Origin of the sequence: Sphingomicrobium sp. XHP0239 (assembly GCF_039555325.1) — a bacterium.
Classification (GTDB): Bacteria; Pseudomonadota; Alphaproteobacteria; order Sphingomonadales; family Sphingomonadaceae; genus Sphingomicrobium; species Sphingomicrobium maritimum.
Genome location: NZ_CP154608.1, coordinates 2283383 through 2300687, shown reverse-complemented (window position 1 = coordinate 2300687; position 17305 = coordinate 2283383). Strand labels below are relative to the sequence as shown.

Sequence of the window (17305 nt, the reverse complement as noted above, 5' to 3'; positions counted from 1 at the left end):
CCGAAACCCTTCTCGCATCCCCCCAATCCGCCATTCTTGACTCTTTGCCGGGACTCGCCCGATAAGAGAACAAACAAAGAACAAAGTGATTGCGAGTCGTGTGGCGAAGCCTCTTCCACCCACGGCCGGCGGTCGGAACGCGGCGGCGGTGGACGGCGCTGCGGACGATGTCGTGCGGCCTGACGAACCGTCCCTTCCGGACGGTGCGGGGGACGTGCGTGCGCCTGCCGGCGATCGGCTTCCCGCACCGCCCGATCCCACGCTCAGCGAATGTTTTTCCAGCCACCCGCGCGATGCGGGCTGGGTCCGTTTCCTGCTGTCCCGCCTTCCCCGGACGGGCCCCATTCTGTGGGTGCAGGAACGGATGGCGATCCTCGAGGCCGGGCGCATCCATCCCCCCGGCCTCGAGGGTCCACTCGGCGGAAAGCCGGGCGTCGACATCATCCACGTCACCGCGCCCGACACACCGCGCCTCCTGTGGGCGATGGAAGAGGGGCTGCGATGTTCGGGGTTGAGCGCGGTAATCGGCGAGGCGTGGGGCGAGCATGCGCGGCTGGATTTCACCGCCACGCGGCGGTTGGCCTTCGCTTCGGAAGCGCATGGGGTTGCCTGCTGGCTGATGCGGCTGGGTGCGCAGCGCGCCAACCTTTCGGGCGCGCGCTGGCGCTGGCGGGTGGAGAGCCTGCCGAGCCAGGTCAATGCGCTCGATCCCCAGGCCCCCGGCTCCTCGCGGCTGACCGCCGACCTGTTCCGCGTGCGCGGGCGGGCGCCGGGCATATGGGAGTGGCGCGATGAGGACGCCCATGTCGCCGCGCAGGCAGAGGCGGGTTCGCCGCCGGATCGTGTCGATCGTGCTGCCGCGCCTGTCGCTCGAGCGGTGGGAGAAACTGTCCGGCGAGCAAGCGGATGACAACCACGAGCCGGGCGAGCCGAAGCGCATCGTCCTGACCCGCGAAGGCACGCACGGGCTGCTGGTCCATGCGCCCAACGACGTCGCTGCCGCGATCGGCATTCGCGCGGGAATGCGGCTGACCGATGCGCGGGCGCTCGATCCGGCGCTGGAAGCGGTGGCGTGCGATCATGCGGGCGACGATGCGCTGATGAGGCGGCTGGTGCGCTGGGCCGGGCGCTGGTCGCCGACGGTCGAACGCGACGGGCCGGGCGCGATGCGGATGGACGCGACGGGCGCGGCGCACCTGTTCGGTGGGGAGGCGCAGATGCTCGACGACATCGAGCGGCGGTTGGGCGCGATGGGCCTGACCGCGCGCACCGCGATCGCCGACACCGCGCTCGCCGCCTGGGCGCTGGCCCATTTCGGTGGCGGCGGTGGCGAACGGGATCCCCGCAAGGGGTCGGGGAGGGGCGAACTCGGCTCGGCACAGCTCGGCGCCCCTCCCCGCAACAAGATCGAGCGGCGGCTTGCCTCGGGCGCGCTGGCGGCCCAGCTGGCGCCGCTGCCGGTCGCCGCGCTGCGGCTGTCGCCGTCGGTCGTGCAGACGCTCAACCGGCTGGGCCTCAAGACCATCGCCAGCCTGTCGGGGATCGAACGGCGCAGCCTCGCGCGGCGGTTTCGCAGCGCCGACAATCCGCTGGATGCGCTCGACCGCGCACTGGGCCGTGCCGAGGAGCCGCTCACCGCGACCCGCGAGGCGCCGTCGCCCCGCGCGCTGCTGAAGCTCAAGGAACCGGTCGCCGACCCCGCCGCGGCGGAACAGGCGCTGGACCTGCTGGCCCCCGATCTGGCGCGACGACTGGAAGCCGAGCGGATGGGACTGCGCGAGGTCGAGCTCGTCGGCTATCGCGTCGACGGGTCGATCGCGAGCGTACGCGCCGCGACCGCGCTGGCGACCCGTGATGCGCGGCATGTGCGCCGCCTGCTCGCCGAGAAGACGCAGGAGATGAACCCCGATTTCGGGTTCGACGCCTTCACGCTGACCGCCACCGGGGTCGAGCGACTGGACCCCGCGCAGGACGCGCTGGACGGCGGCGAACCGACGGGGGTGGCGGTGGGCAAGCTGGTCGACCGGATCGCGACCAAACTGGGGCCGCGCGCCGTGACGCGCCCCGTGCGCCGCGCGAGCCACATGCCCGAACGCTCGTCGGGCTGGGCCCCCGCGCTGGCCGACCGCGCCGTGCCGGAAGCCGCGCCGGTGCAGGCACGCCGCCCCGAACGGCTGCTCGACGCGCCCGAGGCGATCAGCGTCATCTATGCCACGCCCGAAGGACTGCCGCGCCGCTTCGTGTGGCGCCGCGCGGTGCACGATATCAAGAAGGTCGCGGGGCCCGAGCGGGTCGCGCCCGAATGGTGGCGCGAATATCGACCGGCGCGCCTCAGGGATTACTACCATGTCGAGGACCAGGCGGGGCGCGGCTATTGGATCTTTCGCGAAGGCCTGTTCGGGGACGGGCGCGGGGGCGAGCCGAGCTGGTACATCCACGGGCTGTTCGGGTGAGCCGTGCCTGACGCCAGCCCCGCCTCCTTTTCCAAGAAGCGCCTGCTGGCGGGCGACGGGCCGGCCGTGCCGGTGCCGGTGGCCGATTATGTCGAGCTGGCGGTCACGACGCCCTTCACCTTTCTGACCGGCGCGTCGGACGCGATCGAACTGGTGCTGACGGCGCTGGGCAAGGGCATGCACGCGATCGGGGTCACCGATACCGACACGCTGGCGGGGGTTGTGCGCATGCATTCGGCCGCCAAGGCGGCGGGCCTGCGCCCGTTGATCGGGTGCCGGCTGACCTTCGCGCGACCGCCGCGGATCGCCGCCGCCAACTGCAACGCCTCGCCCGATGACGCGGAAGGGGAGCGGTGCGAGCTGCTCGCCTACCCCCTTACGCGCGAAGGCTATGCGAACCTGTCGCGGCTGCTCAGCCTCGGCAAGATGCGAAGCGAGAAGGGAGCCTGCGACCTGACGCTGGACGAGATTGCGGACCATGCCGGAGAGATCGCCTTCATCGCCATGCCGGGCGACGACCTCGACGCCTTCGCCGACGTGCTGCCGACGATCGTCTCGCGGTTGCCCGGGATGCGCCATGTCGCGGCAAGCTATCTCTATCGTGGGGACGACGTGGCGCGGATCGAGCGGCTGGACCGGCTGGCGCGGGCGCAGGGTCTGTCCATCCTCGCCACCAACGACGTGCATTATCACGCGCCCGAAAAGCGCCCGCTGCAGGACGTCATGACCTGCATCCGCGAGAAGGTGACGCTGGAGCAGGCGGGATGGCGGCTGCATGCCAATGCCGAGCGGCACCTGAAATCGCCGGGCGAGATGAAGGAGCTGTTCGCGCGCTGGCCCCACGCGATCCGCGCGACGCGGGAATTCGCCGACGAGATCGACTTCAGCCTCGATGAACTGGCGTACGAATATCCGCAGGAAACCTGTCCCGGCGGGCGGACGCCGCATCAGCATCTGGCGCACCTGACGTGGAAAGGGTCCAGCGATCGGTGGCCCGAGGGCGTGCCCAAACCGATCATCGCGCAGCTCGAGAAGGAGCTGGCGCTGATCGAGAAGCTCGATTTCGCGCGCTACTTCCTCACGGTTCACGACATCGTCGCCTATGCGCGCAGCCTCGACCCGCCGATCCTGTGCCAAGGACGCGGGAGCGCCGCGAACAGCGCGGTCTGCTATTGCCTCGGCATCACCGCGGTCGACCCGTCGACCACCGACCTCCTGTTCGAACGCTTCATCAGCGAGGAGCGCAAGGAGCCGCCCGACATCGACGTCGATTTCGAGCACGAACGGCGCGAGGAGGTGATCCAGCATATCTACGCGAAATACGGCCGCGACCGGGCGGGGATCGCGGCGACGGTCATCCACTATCGCCCGCGCATGGCGATCCGCGAGGTCGGCAAGGTGATGGGCTGGTCGGAGGACGTGTGCGCCGCGATCGCCGCGACCTTCTGGGGCTCGATGGAAAGCGAGATGCGGGAGGAGCGGGTGGCCGAAGCGGGGCTCGATCTCGCCGATCCGCACCTTCGCCGGACGGTCATGCTGGCAGAGCAGCTGATCGGCATGCCGCGGCATCTGTCGCAGCATGTCGGGGGCTTCATCCTGACCGAGCGGCTGCTCACCGAGACGGTGCCGATCGGAAATGGCGCGATGCCCGACCGTACCTTCATCGAGTGGGACAAGGACGATATCGAGGAGCTGGGCATCCTCAAGATCGACGTGCTGGCGCTGGGCATGCTGACCTGTTGCCGCAAGGCGTTCGATCTGATCGAGGCGCACCACGGCGAGAAGTGGGACCTCGCGACGCTGCCCAAGGAGGAGCCGGGCGTCTACGACATGTTGTGCGAGGGGGACTCGCTGGGCGTGTTCCAGGTCGAGAGCCGCGCGCAGATGAACATGCTGCCGCGGCTCAGGCCGCGCGAATTCTACGACCTGGTCATCGAGGTCGCGATCGTGCGCCCGGGTCCGATCCAGGGCGACATGGTACATCCCTTCCTGAAGCGGCGGCAGGGCAAGGAGCCGGTGCTCTACCCCTGTCCCGACCCCGATCATGGCGAGCCCGACGAGCTGGAACGGATCCTGCGGCGGACGCTGGGCGTGCCGGTATTCCAGGAACAGGCGATGAAGATCGCGCTCGATGCCGCGAAATTCTCGAGTGCCGAGGCCAACCAGCTCCGCAAGGCGATGGCGACGTTTCGTTCGCGCGGGACCATCGACCTGCTGCAGGACAAGATGGTCGGGCGAATGGTGGAGCGCGGCTACGACCAGGATTTTGCCGAACGCTGTTTCCACCAGATCCGCGGCTTCGGCGAATACGGGTTTCCGGAGAGCCACGCGGCGAGCTTCGCGCTGCTCGTCTATGTGAGTAGCTGGCTCAAGTGGCGATATCCCGCCGCCTTCGCCGCCGCGCTGCTCAATTCGCAGCCGATGGGCTTCTATGCCCCCGCGCAGATCGTGCGCGATGCCAAGGAACATGGGGTCGAGATCCGTCCCGTGGACGCCAATCATTCCGATTGGGACTGCACGCTGGAGCCGACCGACCGAGAACCGGTCGCGCAGCGGCGCAGCTGGGGTTCGACCGCGCTGCCCGCCGAGGCATGGACCCCCGACAGCCTGCCCCCGCCCCGCCCCCGCATGGCGCTGCGTCTCGGGCTGCGACAGATCGACGGGATGCGGTTGGACGACGCGACGCGGATTGTCGCGGCACGGGCGAGCACGCCCTACGAAAGCGTCGAGGACGTGAAGCGCCGCGCGGGCGTCGGGGTCGGGGCGGTCGAGCGGCTGGCGGAGGCCGATGCGTTCCGGTCGATCAAGCTCGACCGGCGCGCGGCGCTGTGGGACGCCAAGGCGCTGAAAGGCGCGCCCGCGCTGCCGTTGTTCGAAGCGGCCGATGCGCGCGACGAAGGGTGGGAGGTGGAGCAGGTGCGCCTGCCCGCCATGCCGCTGTCCGAACAGGTGGTGACCGATTACCAGACCACGCGCCTGTCATTGAAAGCGCATCCGATGAGTTTCCTGCGTCAGCACTACGCCAGCATGGGGTGCGTCACGGCGGGCGAATTGCGCTCGATGCGCTATGGGCGGCGGGTGCGGCTGGCGGGGCTGGTGCTGATCCGCCAGCGACCGGGCAGTGCCAAGGGCGTATGCTTCACCACGATCGAGGACGAGACGGGGGTCGCCAACCTCGTCATCTGGCCCGACGCGTTCGAAGCCTATCGCCCGATCGTCATGGGCGCGCGGCTGCTCAACGTTACCGGGATCGTCCAGCACGACGATGCGGTGGTGCACGTGATCGCCGCCAAGCTGGAGGACGATACGGGGTTGCTGTCGAGCCTGTCCGATCGCCTGCTCGCCCCGGCGGCCGGACGCGGCGACGGCGGCGGCGCGTGGGCGCCGCACGGCGGGCGCGGGGACGAAGTGGCGGGCGGCGGCAGCGGCACCCTGCCCGAACTCCACCCTGGCCGCACCACCGGCGTCCACCCGCGCGACGTCGACTGCATCCCCAAGGGCCGCAATTTCCGTTAGTTGCGACCGAGTGAAAAGTTAACCGGGCGCTCGATCCCGATTGCGCGGCGATCCCCCGCGCGGCACCTTCGCAGGTGCAGCAAACGCGGGACCATCCATGATCGATTCCGGTAACACCGCCTGGCTTCTTACATCGACGCTTCTCGTGCTGATGATGACCGTGCCGGGATTGGGTTTGTTCTATGGCGGACTGGTGCGCGCCAAAAACATTCTGTCCACCCTTGGACAGGTGCTGGGCGTCACTGCAGTGGTCATGCTGGGCTGGGTCGGCTGGGGGTACAGCCTTGCCTTCTCCGGAAGCGGACCGGTCGTCGGGAACCTCGACCTGGTCGGGCTCGTCGGCATTGGTCCCGACGCAGTCAGCGGCAGCGTCCCGACGCTCGCCTTCGTCGCCTTCCAGATGACCTTTGCCGCCATCACCGCTGCTCTGGTCGTCGGTGCGACCGTCGAGCGACTGCGCTTCCCCGCGATGATGCTGTTCGGTCTCCTTTTCCTGACCCTCGTCTACGCACCCATCGCGCACATGGTCTGGGCCGAGGGCGGGCTGATCTACGATCTCGGCGCGATCGATTTTGCGGGCGGCACGGTCGTACACATCACGGCGGGCATCTCGGGCCTCGTCGCGGTCGCCTTCACGGGCCGGCGCGCAGGCTTCCTCAAGGAAGAGATGCCGCCACACAACCTGGCCTTCCTGTTCATCGGGGCGGGGCTTCTATGGGTCGGCTGGTTCGGGTTCAACGCGGGCTCGGCACTAGCCGCCGACGGAACCGCGGCGCTTGCCATGATCAACACTTTCGTCGCGCCCGCCGCCGCGATCCTCGCGTGGAGGGGATCGAGCGCGCACGGACCGGCAAGGTCAGCCTCGTCGGCGGCGCATCGGGCGCGATCGCGGGGCTCGTCGCCATCACGCCGGCGGCAGGGGTCAGCGGACCGCTGGGGGCGATGCTGCTCGGCGCGGCCTCCTCGCTCGCGTGCTACGGTTTCGTCGGGGCGGCCAAGTCGCGGCTGCGCATCGACGACAGCCTCGACGTTTTCGGAATCCATGGTCTTGGCGGGATCGTCGGGTCGGTCGCTCTCGTCATCGCCGGGCTGCCCGCGATCGGTGGACAGGGTGGCTACGAGCTCCTTCCCCAACTGGGGGTCCAGCTGCTGGGGGTGCTGATCGCGATCGTCTGGGCGGGGCTCGGGAGCGCGCTGTGCTTTGCGATCGTCCGCCTCGCGCTGCCGCTGCGCGCCGCCCCCAGCCAAGAGCGAGACGGCCTCGACCTCGCCGAGCATGGACAGCGCGCCTACAATTAGGGCATCGTCACCGCGGTTATCATCCGTTAATTGATTTCCGTTATCGCTCGGCAAATCAATGTGCGGGGGCGTTGCGGAGTGGACGCCGTGCGGCCCGCAGAAGACCAGGAGGCATGGATCATGTCGAAGTGGAAGAAACTGCTCCGCGACGAGCGGGGGGCGAGCGCGATCGAATATGCGCTGATCGCCTCGCTGATCGCGGTGGCCGCCGTGTTGGCCTTCGTGAACCTCGGCAACGCTAGCGAGGCTCAGATGAACACCGTCGAGAACAGTCTGGTGCAATGAAAAAGGCCGGGACGAACCCGGCCTTTTCCTTCGTGTATCGCGGATGCGGGCCTAGTGGCCGACACCCGGCGGCGGGGCATCGGACACCGTATCCGCATCGCCCGCCTTCTCGATCTTCTTGAGCGCATGGGTGGGGCCGGCATCGCGCTCGCCCCGCGCCAGTTTGAAGACCACGCCCGACAGAAGCGCCAATGCGAGAAGGTTGGGCAGCGCCATCGCGGCGTTGGAAATGTCGCCCATGCGCCAGACCAGTTCGAGGTCCACGCTGGCACCGACGAAGATCACCACGCACCACAGCAGCCGCCAGACGAAGTGCAGCGCCTTTTCGCCCGACACGCTCGCGCCCGGCGTGCGGTCGTAGATGAAGGTGATCGCGCGTTCGCCGTAGTAGCTCCAGGTAAGCAGCGTGGTGAACACGAATAGGATCAGCGCCAGGCTGACGATGAAGGTACCGAGCGGCACACCAAGCACGGGCAGCGGGAAGGCCGCCCCGTAGGCCGCCGACGTCATTTCGAACCCGTTGAGGCCCGATTGCCACGCATGCGCGACCGAGGCGCCTTCGTAGGTGAAGTCCCCGCGGACGGTCAGGATGACGAGCGCGGTCATGGTGCAGATGACGATCGTGTCGATGAACGTGCCGAGCATCGCCATGCGGCCCTGCTGTTCGGGATCGTCCGTCTGCGCAACCGCATGTGCGATCGGGGTCGAACCCTGCCCCGCTTCGTTCGAGAACAGGCCGCGTGCCGCACCCGCCCGGATCGCGATGATGATCATCGCGCCGAGGAAGCCGCCGCTGGCCGCCTGCGGATTGAAAGCGCCGGTGAAGATCAGCGAGAAGGTTTCGGGCAGGTCGGCGAAGTTCAGGATGAGCGCGATGACCGCCAGGACGATGTAGGCGATAGCCATGACGGGCACGACCTTTTCGGCGACCGAACCGATCGACTTGATGCCGCCGATGATCACGGCGAACACCGCGACCGCGACGATAATGCCCGACACCCATTCCTCGAACCCGAAGAGCTCCCCGAAGCTGTCGGCGATCGAGTTGGACTGGATCGAGTTGCCGGTGACGACCGCACTGAACAGCGCGCCGATGCAGAAGAGGATCGCCAGCCAGGTCCATTTCGGGCCGAGGCCCATCATGATGTAGGTCATCGGGCCGCCGCGATAGCCGCCCGAAGCGGCCTTTTCGCGATAGCGGATGGCGAGCGAGCCTTCGGCGAAAGCCAGGGCCATGCCGATGAGCGCGGTGATCCACATCCAGAAGATCGCGCCGGGACCGCCCAGCGTGATCGCGGTCGCGACACCGGCGAGATTGCCCGTGCCGACCTGCCCAGACAGCGCCGTCGACAGGGCCGCGAAGGGCGAGATCTCGCCCGCGCCCGAGCTCTTGCGGCTGGCGAAGAGGCCGGCGAAGGCGCTGCCCAGCTGGCGGATCGGATAGAATTTCAGCCCCACCATGATCCACATGCCGATCCCGAACAGGACCAGGACCATCGGCGGAAGGGGAATGACCTGTTCGCCGCTCCAGACCCCGCCCCAGATGAAGCCGGAGATATTGTCGATGGTTTCGAAATTCATGTGGATCGCGCCCCCAGCGCTCTATCGTGATATTGGCGGGTCACGATAACGACGCGCGCGGGGGGCGCAAGCCAAGTCTGGTTTAATCGAGATCCGTGGCGCTGAACGGATATTGCCGCGGCTCGTGCTGGACACTGATCCAGTGCGCCGCGGTGAACGCCTCGATCGCCCAGCGGCCATTGAACCGGCCGATGCCGCTGTTCTTGGCACCCCCGAACGCCGCGAACGGGCTGTCGTTGACGGGCTGATCGTTGACGTGGGTCATTCCGGCCTCGATCCGCTTGGCGAAGGCGAACGCACGTCCTTCGTCGCGCGAGAAGACCGCGCTCGACAGTCCCATCTCGGTATTGTTGGCAAGGCGCAGGGCCTCGTCCTCGTCCTTCGCGCGCTGGATCGGCGCGACGGGTCCGAAGATTTCGTTGGCGACGAGGCAATTGTCCTCGCCGACGTCGGTGAAGACGTGCGGCGGGATGACCAGCCCGTCGGGATCGCCGCCGAGCGCGCAGGTCGCGCCCTCGCTCTTCGCCTTTTCGATCATCTCGACGATACCGTCATACTGGTCGCGATTGATGATCGGCCCGATGAAGCAGGCGGGGTCGTCGCGTTTCCCGACGGGGAGTTTCTTCACCCGGGCCACGAACTTATCGACGAATTCGTCGTAGATCGCGTCCTCGACGACGATGCGGTTGGCGATCATGCAGATCTGGCCCTGATGCATGAACTTGCCCCAGACGCTGGCTTCCACGGCCTGGTCGATGTCGGCATCGTCGAGGACCACGATCGGACTGTTGCCGCCCAGTTCGAGCTCGACCGACTTGATCCGGTCCCCGTCGAGCGCCGCTTTCCCGACGCCCCGGCCGACCGGGGTGGAGCCGGTGAAACTGACGACCGAAGGGATGGGATGGCGGCACAGCGCATCGCCGATCTCGCTTCCCGATCCCGGCAGGACCGAAACGAGCCCCGGCGGCAGGCCGGCCTCTTCGCAGATCGCGGCAAAGATTGTGCCGCCGGTCACCGGCGTGTCGCTGGCAGGTTTGACCACCACGCCGTTGCCGAGCGCGAGCGCCGGGAACAGCGTGCGGGCGGTCAACTGGAGCGGGAAATTCCACGGACTGATGAGCGCGATCACCCCGACCGGGCGGCGATAGACACGACTTTCCTTGCCCGGAATGTCCTCAGGAAGGATGGCGCCTTCGACCATGAAGGGCAGTGCGGCGGCCTCCGACCGCGCGACCTGCGTCGCAAGCTTGAGTTCGAGCGCGGCCTTCAACTTGGTGGCACCGACCTCGCGTTCGATCCAGTCCGCGATCTCGCCATTGCGCGCCTCGAGGACATCGGCGATTGCGTGCATCCTGGCTGAGCGGGCGGAGGGCGGCAGCGCGCCCCACTCCTGCTGCGCCTCGGCGGCGGCCTCCATCGCCTCGTCCACGTCCGCAGTGGTCGCTGCCTTCGTGGTGAAGATGGTGCTTTCGTCCCACGGGCAGATGTTGGTCATCTCTTCGCCCGAGCCGTCGCGCCATTCGCCTGCGACGTAAATGCGATCGAGCTTTTCGTACCGCTCGCTCATTCGGCGGGCTCACGCTCGGGCTGGGCGGCGTCCGCCTTGATCGATTCGGCCGAGGCCATCCCCGGCGCGGTCGATTTCCCGCCGATCATGTCACGGACCTTCTTCTCGATTCGCTCGCCGATCTTTCCATCGACGTTCTTCCAATAGTCGAACGCGCGGAGCAGGACCTTTTCGGACACGCCATCGGCCAGATGGCCCGCGACGTTCGAGACGAAGCGGTCGCGCTGGGCATCGTCCATGACGTCGCGCACCAGCGCCCCGGCCTGACTCCAGTCGTCGTCATCCTCGCGAAGCGTGTAGGCCTGACGCACCATGTCGCCGTCGGCATGCCATTCGCCCGCATGATCGGTGCGCGAGGGCTGTGCCGCGGGGCCGCCGTAGCTGTTGGGAGCGTAGACGGGATCTTCGTTCTTCTTGATCTGCATCGCCCCGCCGCGCGTGTAGCTGTTCACCGGCGCGATCGGCGCGTTGACGGGGATGTGCTTGTAGTTCGTCCCCAGCCGTGCGCGGTGCGCGTCGGCATAGGAAAAGCCGCGCGCCAGAAGCATCTTGTCGGGCGAGAGGCCGATGCCGGGCACCATATTGTTGGGTTCGAACGCCAATTGTTCGATCTCCATGTGCCAGTCGGTCGGATTGCGATCGAGCGTCAGCGTGCCGACGTCGATCAGCGGGTAGTCCTCGTGCGGCCAGGTCTTGGTGAGGTCGAACGGATTGATCCGGTAGGTCTTGGCATCGTCGTACGGCATGATCTGCCACTTCAGTGCCCAGCTCGGGTGGTCGCCTTTCGCGATTGCCTCGAACAGGTCGCGGCGGTGATAGTCGCTGTCCTCGCCCGCCTTCTTGACGGCCTCGTCCTGCGTGAAATGTGCATTGCCGCTCTTGTCGCCCACATTGGTGTGGAAGTGGAACTTCACCCAGAACTTCTCGCCTTCCTCGTTGACGAGCATGTAGGTGTGGCTGCCGTAGCCGTTCATCTCGCGCCAGTTCTTCGGCACGCCGCGATCGCCCATCAGGTAGGTGACCTGGTGCGCGCTTTCGGGCGACAGCGTCCAGAAGTCCCACATCATGTCGTGATCGCGCAGGCCGTTGTCGGCGCGGCGCTTCTGCGAGCGGATGAAATGCTGGAATTTCATGGGGTCGCGGACGAAGAAGATGGGGGTGTTGTTGCCCACCATGTCGAAATTGCCGTCCTCGGTATAGAATTTGATCGAGAAGCCGCGCGGGTCGCGCCACGTGTCGGGGCTGCCCCGCTCGCCCGCGACGGTCGAGAAGCGCATCGCGACGTCGGTCTTGGCGCCGGGCTGGAACAGTTTCGCACGGGTATATTTCGTCACGTCCTCGGTCGTCTCGAACCGGCCGAAGGCGCCCGATCCCTTGGCGTGCGGGCGGCGCTCGGGGATGTTGGTGCGATTGAACTGCGCCATTTCCTCGAGCAGATGATCGTCGTGCAGGACGATCGGACCGTCGCGCCCGACGGTGAGCGAATGTTCATCGCTGGCGACGGGGATACCGGCATCGGTGGTGGTGGGGGGCACTTTACGCTTGTCGCTCATGTCTCGGTCCTTCGTGGGGGGGCATGAGAAGAGACGAAGCGGCGCCGAGTCCGGTTCCTGTTCCGCATCGATGCGACCCCGAAATCCATGCGACGACGAAAAAGGGCCCCCGGCATTTCTGCCGAGGGCCCTTCTTTCGAGGCCGGAGGGGCAGCCTCTAGAGGGTCGAAGCCTCAACCATATTTCTTGTAGCGGAGGTCGAAGCGGTCGGCGTCCATGACCTTGGTCCAGGCCGCGACGAAGTCCTTCACGAACTTTTCCTCGTTACCCTTCTCGGCATAGACTTCGGCGATCGCGCGAAGCTGCGAATTGGAGCCGAAAACGAGATCGGTGCGCGTGGCGCGCCACTTCTCGGTGCCCTGCTTGCGACACTTGCCGACGAATTCCTCGTCGCCGCTTTCGTCGACCACTTCCCAGATCGTGCCCATTTCGAGCAGATTGACGAAGAAATCGTTGGTCAGCACGCCCGGACGGTCGGTGAGGACGCCGATGCGGTTGCCGTGCTTGGCATGTTCGCTGACCGCGCCCAGTGCACGCATGCCGCCCAGCAGGACCGTCATTTCGGGCAGCGACAGATCGAGCAGATGCGCCCGGTCGATCAGCATGTCTTCGGTCTTCACGTTGGCCTTGGTCTTCAGATAGTTGCGGAAACCGTCGGCGAACGGTTCCAGCGGCTCGAAGCTCTCGGCATCGGTGTCCGCGTCGGTCGCGTCCCCGCGGCCGGTCGTGACGTCGACATCGACCTTGAAGCCACCGTCGGCGGCCGCCTTCTCGATCGCCGCCGCGCCCGCCAGCACGATGGCATCGGCCATCGACAGGCTGCCGCGCATCTCGTCGAGCTTCGCCAGCACGCCCGACAGTTCCTCGGGGTCGTTGACCGCCCAGTCCTTCTGCGGAGCGAGCCGGACGCGCGCGCCATTGGCGCCGCCGCGATGGTCGGACTTGCGATAGGTGCTGGCCGAGGCCCAGGCCGCCTTGACAACCTCGGGAACGGTCATGCCGCTCGCCTTCACCTTGTCCTTGAACGCCTTGACCGTGGAGGCCGACGCTTCCTTGCCCTCGGGGACCGGGTCCTGCCAGATCAGCGTTTCCGAGGGCACTTCCGGGCCGAGGTACCGGACTTTGGGACCCATGTCGCGGTGGCACAGCTTGAACCAGGCGCGGGCGAACGCATCGTCGAGCGCGGCCTGGTCGTCGCGGAAACGCTCCGAAATCTTGCGATAGTCGGGGTCACGCTTCAGCGCCATGTCGGCGGTCGTCATGATCGTCGGCACCTTCTTGGACGGATCGCGCGCGTCGGGCGCCATGTCGGCTTCCTCGGGGTCGATCGGGGTCCACTGGTTGGCGCCGGCGGGCGACTTCGTCAGCTCGTATTCGTACTTGAAGAGCAGGCGGAAATAGTCGTTGCCCCATTCGGTCGGGTTGGGAGTCCATGCACCCTCGATGCCCGAGGTGGTGATGTGGCCCTTGCCGATCTCTTCGGGGTCGGTCAGCCAGCCGAAGCCCATCGAATGCAGGTTCTCGCCTTCGGGCGCCTTGCCGAACGTGTCGGCGGGAGCGGCACCGTGGCACTTGCCGAACGCGTGACCGCCGGCGGTCAGCGCGACGGTTTCCTCGTCGTTCATCGCCATGCGGCTGAAGGTCTCGCGCATGTCGCGCGCCATGCCTTCGGGATCGTGCGGGTTGCCGCCCGGCCCTTCGGGATTGACGTAGATAAGGCCCATCTGGATCGCGGCCAGCGGGTTATCGAGCGCCTTGCCCTCGTCGGGATCGATGCGCGTCTTGGCGCCGGTGTCGACCCACTGTTCCTCGGTACCCCAGTAGACCAGTTCGGGTTCGAACACGTCGGCGCGGCCGCCGCCGAAGCCGAACACGGGTCCGCCCATGTCCTCGATCGCGACGTTGCCGGTCAGGATGAAGAGGTCGGCCCAGCTGATATGCTTCCCGTACTTCTGCTTGATCGGCCACAGGAGGCGCCGTGCCTTGTCGAGGTTGCCGTTGTCGGGCCACGAGTTGAGCGGCGCGAAGCGCTGCTGTCCGCTCGAGGCGCCGCCACGCCCGTCGCCGGTGCGGTAGGTTCCGGCGGCGTGCCACGCCATGCGGATGAAGAAGGGACCGTAGTGTCCATAGTCGGCCGGCCACCATTCCTGGCTGTCGGTCATCAGCGCCTTGATGTCGGCCTTCAGCGCCTTGTAGTCGAGCTTCAGGAAGGCGGCGGGATAATCGTAATCCTCGCCCATCGGGTTGGCCGCCTTGCCGTCTTCGGTCAGGATTTCGAGGTTCAGCTGGTCAGGCCACCAGTCGCGGTTGGTGCGGCCGAGCAGCGAGCGCATTTCGCTGTCGCCGTGCATGGGGCAGCCGCCCCCGATCTTGCCTTTTTCGATGTCCATGTGGGATCCCTTCGCGTGTTGGAAATTCGTCTATCGTGCCAATGATGCGGGATCGGCACCCGTTCCGTCCAACGCTTTGCGTTCATCAGTTCAATCGACTGGCTCAATCGTGGCTTTTGGCTACCGGTCAGGGAATCGATCAATCATGGGATGCTGACGGTTGCGTTTCCGGCTGCTATGCAGGGATGCATGAGCATGGTCTCGCCGAATCGCCTCACGGCGCGGCGCCGCCTCGATCCGGGCGGGCTGGCCATCGCGCTCGGAGTGACGGGGGCGCAATTCGCGCTTCTGCTGTTCCTGCTCCTTCCCCGGTCTGACGACGAACCGGCCGTATCGACGGCAGTGCGGCTGTTCACGCCGGTGCTGCCGATCCCCGATCCACCGCCCCCGCCACCGATCGAGACGTTCGTCGAACCCGTTCCGTCGAGCGATTCCGCGGTCGGACCGCCCACCGGCGCGATCGAACTGCCGTCGGGCGGATCGCCCCGCGCCGCGCCTGCGCCCCGGATCGAGTTGCCGCGTCCGATCGTGCGATTGCCGGTTCTCCAGCGTCCGTCGGCGCCCTCCACCCGCCTGACCTCTTCGCTCGACGATATCGGCTTGGCGCTATCGGGGGGTCGCGGTGGCACCGGCACGGGAACGGGAACCGGATCGGGCAGCGGTGCCGGAACGGGCGGCAGCGGCGATGGGCTTGGCACATCGGCTCTATCGGTCCGCTGGGCTCCCGGAATGAACCACGAGGCGATCTTTCTGCGCCACTATCCCGATCGCGCGCGCGCCACCCGAACGGCGGGAGCGGCCAAACTCGTTTGCGAGGCACTGGAAGACGATCGGGTCCGCGACTGCCAATTGATGGCCGAATATCCGCGCGGCTGGGGGTTCGGCGCCGCCGCGCTGGAAGCGGCGCCCGAATATCGGGTCGAGGTTCGCGACGGCTCGGGCACCCGGGTCTATGGTCGCGACGTCGTGCTCGGCGTCGAATTCCTGCCCCGTAACATTCCAGCCAGCACGCGCAAGAAGGCGAGCGAGCAATTCCACCGCGTCCCCAAGGAAGCGGCCAACTAGTCCCGCGCGAACATGCGCGCGGGGTCCGCGAACGCCTTGAACTCCAGTGCATTGCCGGCGGGGTCGCGCACGAACATCGTATGCTGTTCGCCAGGCTGCCCCGCGAACCGCACCCGCGGTTCGATCAGGAAGTCGCAGTCCCGCTCCCGCAGATCGCGCGCCAGTCCTTCGAATGTCTCGACGTCCAGCACCAGACCGAAATGGAAGATCGGCACCGCGTCACCGTCGACCGCGTTGGTGCGCGCCTGCTTCTTGAGCGAGGGGTCGAGATGGGCGACGATCTGATGACCGAACAGATCGAAGTCGACCCAGCTTTCGCTCGACCGTCCCTCGGCGCAGCCCAGTACGCCTCCATAGAAACCCCGCGCCGCTTCGAGATCGTCGACCGGGAAAGCGAGGTGGAACGGCGGGCGTCGTTGCGCGCTCATGCGGGCTGGGTTTCGTCTGCGTCGACCTTCAATGCACCGCGCTTGATCTGGTCGCGTTCCATGCTTTCGAACAGCGCCTTGAAGTTGCCCTCGCCGAAACCGTCGTCGCCCTTGCGCTGGATGAATTCGAAGAACACCGGGCCGATGTTCGCCTCGGCGAAGATCTGGAGCAGCAAACGCGGCGATCCGCCTTCGGTCGTTCCGTCCATGAGGATGCCGCGGGCGCGCAGTTCGTCCACCGGTTCACCATGCCCCGGCAGCCGTTCGTCGAGCATCTCGTAGTAGGTCTCCGGCGGGGCGGTCATGAACGGGACGCCCAGTTCCTTGAGATTGTCCCACGCCTTGTAGAGATCGTCGCAGATCAGCGCGATATGCTGGATGCCCTCGCCGTTGAATTGCTTGAGATATTCCTCGATCTGCCCCTTGCCGCCGTCACCTTCCTCGTTGAGGGGAATGCGGATCTTGCCGTCGGGGGCGGTCAGCGCCTTGCTGGTCAGCCCGGTATATTCGCCCTTGATGTCGAAAAAGCGGATTTCCTGGAAGTTGAACAGCTTCTCGTAATAGTCCGCCCAATAGGCCATCCGCCCGTTGTAGACGTTGTGCGTGAGGTGATCGATGAGCTTGAACCCCGCGCCGTCGGGATAGGGCTCGACATCGTCGAGATAGTCGAAGTCGATGTCGTAGATCGTCATCCCCATGCCATGATCGTCGGCGTAGCGGTCGATAAGGTAGATATAGCTGCCCCCGATCCCCTTGATCGCGGGAATGACCAGTTCCATCGGCCCCGCGTCGGTCGGAACGGGCTGCGCGCCTGCTTCCATCAGATGGTCCCATGCCGCCTGGGCGTCGCGGACGCGAAAGCCCATGCCGCAGGCACCCGGCCCATGTTCCTGTGCGAAGTACCAGGCAGGGCTTTCGGGTTCGTAATTGGTGATGAGGTTGATTCCGCCCTGCCGCCACAGCTGCACGTCCTTGGAGCGATGATCGGCGACGTGGGTGAACCCCATCGCTTCGAAAACCGGTTCGAGCATGCCCTTTTCGGGCGCGGTGAATTCGACGAATTCGAAGCCGTCGAGGCCGGCGGGGTTGTCGAACAGATCGGGCATGATTCGGGTCCTTTATCGTCTCTTGCCGCGCGAGTAGCATGAGCAGCGGGTCGCGGACAATT

12 protein-coding genes and 1 pseudogene are annotated in these 17305 nt (G+C 66.6%); 7 read left to right on the top strand and 6 right to left on the bottom strand.

Annotated elements, in window-relative coordinates:
• Nucleotides 1-148: 148 nt before the first annotated feature.
• From WJT74_RS11620 to WJT74_RS11600, 6 genes and pseudogenes are all read left to right on the top strand, one after another.
• Nucleotides 149-910, top strand: a complete 762-nt coding sequence (locus tag WJT74_RS11620; protein ID WP_343345071.1) for an ImuA family protein — start codon at nucleotides 149-151, stop codon at nucleotides 908-910.
• On the top strand, nucleotides 804-2453 hold the full coding sequence (locus WJT74_RS11615) for a DUF6504 family protein (RefSeq protein ID WP_343345069.1): 1650 nt from the start codon (nucleotides 804-806) through the stop codon (nucleotides 2451-2453). Before WJT74_RS11620 ends, WJT74_RS11615 begins: the two co-directional genes overlap by 107 nt.
• Before the next feature lie 3 nt (nucleotides 2454-2456).
• Complete coding sequence (locus WJT74_RS11610; protein ID WP_343345067.1) at nucleotides 2457-5969, top strand: error-prone DNA polymerase; 3513 nt, start codon at nucleotides 2457-2459, stop codon at nucleotides 5967-5969.
• Nucleotides 5970-6066: 97 nt separating this feature from the next.
• Nucleotides 6067-6738: pseudogene (locus tag WJT74_RS12250) on the top strand (ammonium transporter); the annotation flags it as partial.
• A gap of 53 nt (nucleotides 6739-6791) precedes the next feature.
• A complete protein-coding gene (locus WJT74_RS11605; RefSeq protein ID WP_343345065.1) occupies nucleotides 6792-7268 on the top strand; it encodes an ammonium transporter in 477 nt (158 codons plus the stop codon).
• Between the two features lie 120 nt (nucleotides 7269-7388).
• The gene (locus WJT74_RS11600; protein WP_343345063.1) at nucleotides 7389-7553 is read left to right on the top strand and encodes a Flp family type IVb pilin; all 165 of its coding nucleotides are present in this window, start codon (nucleotides 7389-7391) and stop codon (nucleotides 7551-7553) included.
• 51 nt (nucleotides 7554-7604) lie between these two features.
• Here WJT74_RS11600 and WJT74_RS11595 read toward each other — a convergent pair whose 3' ends face one another.
• The 4 genes from WJT74_RS11595 to katG form a co-directional block, all read right to left on the bottom strand.
• Nucleotides 7605-9134: an alanine/glycine:cation symporter family protein gene (locus WJT74_RS11595; RefSeq protein ID WP_343345061.1), complete on the bottom strand. Its 1530-nt coding sequence runs from the start codon at nucleotides 9132-9134 to the stop codon at nucleotides 7605-7607.
• An 82-nt stretch (nucleotides 9135-9216) separates the two neighbouring features.
• Nucleotides 9217-10701 (bottom strand): aldehyde dehydrogenase family protein, encoded by a 1485-nt coding sequence (locus WJT74_RS11590; RefSeq protein WP_343345059.1) that lies wholly within the window; start codon nucleotides 10699-10701, stop codon nucleotides 9217-9219.
• Nucleotides 10698-12254 carry a catalase gene (locus tag WJT74_RS11585; protein WP_343345056.1) on the bottom strand — a complete coding sequence of 519 codons (1557 nt, stop codon included), beginning with the start codon at nucleotides 12252-12254 and terminating at the stop codon, nucleotides 10698-10700. Before WJT74_RS11585 ends, WJT74_RS11590 begins: the two co-directional genes overlap by 4 nt.
• A gap of 173 nt (nucleotides 12255-12427) precedes the next feature.
• Nucleotides 12428-14644 (bottom strand): catalase/peroxidase HPI, encoded by a 2217-nt coding sequence (gene katG, locus WJT74_RS11580; RefSeq protein ID WP_343345053.1) that lies wholly within the window; start codon nucleotides 14642-14644, stop codon nucleotides 12428-12430.
• A 195-nt stretch (nucleotides 14645-14839) separates the two neighbouring features.
• On the opposite strand from katG, the gene WJT74_RS11575 reads away from it, so the two are divergent.
• Nucleotides 14840-15709, top strand: coding sequence for a hypothetical protein (locus WJT74_RS11575; RefSeq protein WP_343345050.1), 870 nt, complete (start codon nucleotides 14840-14842; stop codon nucleotides 15707-15709).
• Here the strand turns inward: WJT74_RS11575 and WJT74_RS11570 are convergent.
• Nucleotides 15706-16137, bottom strand: a complete 432-nt coding sequence (locus WJT74_RS11570) for a VOC family protein (RefSeq protein ID WP_343345048.1) — start codon at nucleotides 16135-16137, stop codon at nucleotides 15706-15708. The two genes, WJT74_RS11575 and WJT74_RS11570, sit on opposite strands and share 4 nt — an antisense overlap.
• Nucleotides 16134-17243, bottom strand: a complete 1110-nt coding sequence (hppD, locus tag WJT74_RS11565; RefSeq protein ID WP_343345046.1) for a 4-hydroxyphenylpyruvate dioxygenase — start codon at nucleotides 17241-17243, stop codon at nucleotides 16134-16136. The genes WJT74_RS11570 and hppD overlap by 4 nt, the downstream gene beginning before the upstream one ends.
• Nucleotides 17244-17305 lie beyond the last annotated feature (62 nt).

Bases quoted from the DNA above. Each gene is read 5' to 3' on its own strand.
- WJT74_RS11600 (WP_343345063.1), top strand. From the start codon at position 7,389: ATGTCGAAGTGGAAGAAACTGCTCCGCGACGAGCGGGGGGCGAGCGCG.
- hppD (WP_343345046.1), bottom strand. From the start codon at position 17,243: ATGCCCGATCTGTTCGACAACCCCGCCGGCCTCGACGGCTTCGAATTC.
- WJT74_RS11575 (WP_343345050.1), top strand. From the start codon at position 14,840: ATGGTCTCGCCGAATCGCCTCACGGCGCGGCGCCGCCTCGATCCGGGC.
- WJT74_RS11590 (WP_343345059.1), bottom strand. From the start codon at position 10,701: ATGAGCGAGCGGTACGAAAAGCTCGATCGCATTTACGTCGCAGGCGAA.
- katG (WP_343345053.1), bottom strand. From the start codon at position 14,644: ATGGACATCGAAAAAGGCAAGATCGGGGGCGGCTGCCCCATGCACGGC.
- WJT74_RS11570 (WP_343345048.1), bottom strand. From the start codon at position 16,137: ATGAGCGCGCAACGACGCCCGCCGTTCCACCTCGCTTTCCCGGTCGAC.
- WJT74_RS11615 (WP_343345069.1), top strand. From the start codon at position 804: ATGTCGCCGCGCAGGCAGAGGCGGGTTCGCCGCCGGATCGTGTCGATC.
- WJT74_RS11585 (WP_343345056.1), bottom strand. From the start codon at position 12,254: ATGAGCGACAAGCGTAAAGTGCCCCCCACCACCACCGATGCCGGTATC.
- WJT74_RS11595 (WP_343345061.1), bottom strand. From the start codon at position 9,134: ATGAATTTCGAAACCATCGACAATATCTCCGGCTTCATCTGGGGCGGG.